The sequence below is a fragment of the Phormidium sp. FACHB-592 genome (assembly GCF_014695795.1).
In the GTDB taxonomy this organism is placed as follows: domain Bacteria; phylum Cyanobacteriota; class Cyanobacteriia; order Leptolyngbyales; family Leptolyngbyaceae; genus Stenomitos.
The window spans coordinates 1-3,194 of sequence record NZ_JACJOZ010000039.1 but is presented as its reverse complement, the minus strand read 5'-3'; the positions used below and the strand labels follow the sequence as shown (position 1 = coordinate 3,194).

Genomic DNA, 3,194 nt, shown 5'->3' with positions numbered 1-3,194 from the left:
TATTAGCATAGAAGTATATCAATTCTATGGGTAAGGCTTGTCCTCCCTATTCGTTCGGTAAACCGCCTATGTCTCTTGCCCATGTGATTCTGGGTCTGCTCCAACAACAGGAGCGGACAGGCTACGACCTCAAAACCGAGTGCTTTGACGATTGCATTTCCCATCTGTGGCCAGCAGATCAGGCACAGATTTATCGGACTTTAGACAAACTGGAGTCACAGGGGTGGATTACCTGTACTATTGAGATTCAGCACGATCGCCCCAATCGCAAGGTTTACCGAATTACCAAAGCAGGTGAAACAGAGTTAACCCAATGGCTCCAGACGCATCATCCGTTGCCCGTGTTGCGAGAGCCATTGCTGGTGCAACTCTATTTGGCGGCTCAGTTGCCTAACGAGGCGATCGTGGATTTGCTAGAGCAGGAACTGGAAGCACGGCAAGAAAAGTTAGCCCAGTGTGAGGCGATCGAGGCTCTATCTTTGAGTAATCCGACTGCATCGCGTGAACAAGAACTGCATCGACTGATTTTGAACTTAGTGAAGCAACGGGAACAGACTTATTTAGATTGGTTGGAAAAGGCGATACGTGCTATGCACACGCTGCGCGATCGCAACAATCCGTAGCCAATCAACGTAAATTCCTTTGAATATATTGCGATGGAAAGTCAACAGAAATTCAAGCATTGGCTACGACGTATGGAGACGGAGAGGTATGTCATCTGCGCCAGTGCTTTGCGCCTCGCCATAGCGCCCACGCAGTGCCCGCGCAGGCCTTTCCTGCGGCACGTCGGACGGAGCCAGGTAGATGCTTTGCGCAGGCGTGTTTTCTTCCGCAGCGGGCAAGGCGATCCAGAGCTGGAAGCCTTTAACCTGCGTGTCGCCAACGGGGGTGCCGAGTGCCACACGCCGTTTCCTGCCTTTATCCATTCAACACCGCCAGCCGCCAAAACGCCTTGCTGACCAGTCGTGTCCACATAGCGAAAGTTACCCTGAGTCATGAACGTCAGCGTCGCGATGCCGGAGTGCGGGTGTATGGGGAACCCTTGGTTCCCCACAGTGGCATCAAAACTGGCTAGGTCAAGAAACACGAACGGTTTTAGCAACTCGCCAAGGTCACCAGAACTTTGCGCCGCTCATGGCTGCCATGAACACCATCGGGTCCCAGTACTCGCGGTAATTGACGATCAACCCATTCTTGACAGTCACAAACGTGGCGTAGCTCATTTCATAGGGATTGCCGTTGCTGATCACCCGGCCCGACACGCTCCACTCGGCAATGGCCATGCTGGGGTCGTCGGTAGCGATGATCTTCAGCGTGGGAGTCCGCTGCACGTCGATGACGCTGGGATAGTTCTTCAAATACTCGTAGATAGCCGCTCGGCCCACCAGCTTTCTGGATGCCACGTCGGGCGCGAAGGGGAATTCGACGACGACGTTTTCGTCGCAGAGTTCAGCCCAGCCCTTAATATCTTTGGCTAGGAAAGTGTCCAGACTGCGCTTCAGCAATTGCGCTGCGGTCAGACCCTTGCCAGCCTCTTGCGTGTGTGCGGGTGTGGCGGTGACGAGCGTGACATCGCTTGTGAGATGATCTTGTTTCATGTGATGTGTCCAAGTTGGGGTTGATGATGTTGACTTGCCCCTGCGGCAAATCTCAGAGCTATCGCTCTTTCGGGCGGGGTTGCTTTCACTGATTGCGTACTTCTCTTAGGCCATCCGGGCAGCGATGCTTTCGGCCAGCATCATGGTCGGGAAAGCCGTTGCGACGGAGGGCACGTCAGGCCAGATCGAGGCATCGACGACTCGCATCAGAGGAGCCAATGCCGGAACGCATCAGGATCGCCGGGCTGACATAGGTGCCCGCTGAAAGGATGATTTCACCGGCTAGGATGATCGCTCCGCCAGCCAGTCGGACGCCTTGGGCCTGGCCATGCTCCACTAACACGGCATCGACCAGCGTCTCGTCGCGGATGGTCAGATTAGGTCGGGCACGCACCGCATCGCCCAACAAGTTCATTCTGTGTTAAGCCTCACACCCATGCGGGTATTCATCACATAGGGACCAACGCCCAGCGGCTGCCCCGTCGTAAAACCCGATGTGCGCTGGTAGCCCGCAGCCAGTGCCGACGCGATGAAGTCGCGATGCTGGTCAGACACTTCTTCATCACCGAGCTGGTGGATGGGGACGCAGCCGTCGCGGCTGTCGCCGCCAGTGCCGGAGGTACGCTCCAGCGAACGATAGAAGGCCTGCGAGCTTTGCCAGTTCAAGGCGTCGAGGTCATGCGTCTTGGCCCAGCGATCGTGGTCGTATTTCGGCACCCGCATCGCCACTGCACCGTTGATGGCAGACGAGCCACCCAGCACCTTGCCGCGGTTGAGCTGAAGCCTTCTGTCCAGCACGCCAGGCTCGCTGTAAAAGCCCCAGTCGTGCTGCGGATCGCCACCCACTAGGTCCTGGCGACGGACTGGGTCGGGATAGGCGTTTGGGGGATAGGCCTTGCCCGCTTCGATCAGCAAGACACGGCGAGATGGATCAGCACTCAGGCGATTGGTCAGCACTGCGCCGGCGGATCCGCCACCGACGATGATAACGTCAAACATTGTTTGATTTCCTTTCATTTCATTACTCCTGTAAGGTCTTCTCCGCACGGCACATGCCGTGCATTGGGGTGGCATTGGCGCGGAGGACTGGGAGTTCAATGTCACGCACAAGTTGGAAGAGTCCGCTCTGATGATCAATCAGCAGCAGCACGCTGTCATTGGAATCGATCATTGTGTCGATGGTGTTGCTCATGAGTTTGTCTCCTTTTTGATTCAAATTCATTCAACGTCATTTTTTCCTAGCTATCTGAAGTGTTGCCAGTTCTAGTGCTCAGCTTCTTTCGGAATAAGTTCAATATAGGAGACTGCCTTCAACTCGTCGTCTATAGTGAGTTAAAACTTTTACAGTACAAATTGATAGATTAACCATGCCATCGTGGAGTAGAAGGCTGACTCTAACTTAAGTTAGAAGCCGCATGCGATCGAAAGTACACCCTATAAATTGACAATGCCGCGTTTAACGGCAACAATCACCGCTTGAGTGCGATCGCTCACATCTAACTTATTCAAAATTCGATTGACATGAGATTTGACCGTGCCTTCACCGATGCTCAAAGCAGCCGCAATATCGGCATTACTCATCCCCTGTGCCAGTGA

7 protein-coding genes are annotated in these 3,194 nt (G+C 54.3%); 2 read left to right on the top strand and 5 right to left on the bottom strand.

Annotation, left to right across the window (positions count from 1 at the left end):
* The first annotated feature begins 68 nt into the window (after nt 1–68).
* Together H6F86_RS10420 and H6F86_RS32185 are read left to right on the top strand one after the other, a co-directional pair.
* A complete protein-coding gene (locus H6F86_RS10420; RefSeq protein WP_190448541.1) occupies nt 69–623 on the top strand; it encodes a PadR family transcriptional regulator in 555 nt (184 codons plus the stop codon).
* A 186-nt stretch (nt 624–809) separates the two neighbouring features.
* The gene (locus H6F86_RS32185) at nt 810–959 is read left to right on the top strand and encodes a hypothetical protein (RefSeq protein WP_242033463.1); all 150 of its coding nucleotides are present in this window, start codon (nt 810–812) and stop codon (nt 957–959) included.
* Nucleotides 960–1,112: 153 nt separating this feature from the next.
* Here the strand turns inward: H6F86_RS32185 and H6F86_RS10410 are convergent, their stop codons facing one another.
* The 5 genes from H6F86_RS10410 to H6F86_RS10385 all read right to left on the bottom strand — a co-directional run.
* A complete protein-coding gene (locus H6F86_RS10410; RefSeq protein ID WP_190448540.1) occupies nt 1,113–1,598 on the bottom strand; it encodes a nuclear transport factor 2 family protein in 486 nt (161 codons plus the stop codon).
* A gap of 175 nt (nt 1,599–1,773) precedes the next feature.
* The gene (locus tag H6F86_RS32780; RefSeq protein WP_190448538.1) at nt 1,774–2,013 is read right to left on the bottom strand and encodes a GMC family oxidoreductase N-terminal domain-containing protein; all 240 of its coding nucleotides are present in this window, start codon (nt 2,011–2,013) and stop codon (nt 1,774–1,776) included.
* Nucleotides 2,010–2,615: a GMC family oxidoreductase N-terminal domain-containing protein gene (locus tag H6F86_RS10395; RefSeq protein ID WP_190448537.1), complete on the bottom strand. Its 606-nt coding sequence runs from the start codon at nt 2,613–2,615 to the stop codon at nt 2,010–2,012. The genes H6F86_RS32780 and H6F86_RS10395 overlap by 4 nt, the downstream gene beginning before the upstream one ends.
* A 4-nt stretch (nt 2,616–2,619) precedes the next feature.
* On the bottom strand, nt 2,620–2,790 hold the full coding sequence (locus tag H6F86_RS10390) for a hypothetical protein (protein WP_199305203.1): 171 nt from the start codon (nt 2,788–2,790) through the stop codon (nt 2,620–2,622).
* A gap of 242 nt (nt 2,791–3,032) precedes the next feature.
* Nucleotides 3,033–3,194: LuxR C-terminal-related transcriptional regulator (locus H6F86_RS10385; protein WP_190448536.1), on the bottom strand; the 162-nt coding region annotated here is incomplete at its 5' end.

Coding starts and splice junctions, on each gene's coding strand:
- H6F86_RS10420 (WP_190448541.1), top strand. CDS start 69: ATGTCTCTTGCCCATGTGATTCTGGGTCTGCTCCAACAACAGGAGCGG.
- H6F86_RS10410 (WP_190448540.1), bottom strand. CDS start 1,598: ATGAAACAAGATCATCTCACAAGCGATGTCACGCTCGTCACCGCCACA.
- H6F86_RS32780 (WP_190448538.1), bottom strand. CDS start 2,013: ATGAACTTGTTGGGCGATGCGGTGCGTGCCCGACCTAATCTGACCATC.
- H6F86_RS10395 (WP_190448537.1), bottom strand. CDS start 2,615: ATGAAAGGAAATCAAACAATGTTTGACGTTATCATCGTCGGTGGCGGA.
- H6F86_RS10390 (WP_199305203.1), bottom strand. CDS start 2,790: ATGAGCAACACCATCGACACAATGATCGATTCCAATGACAGCGTGCTG.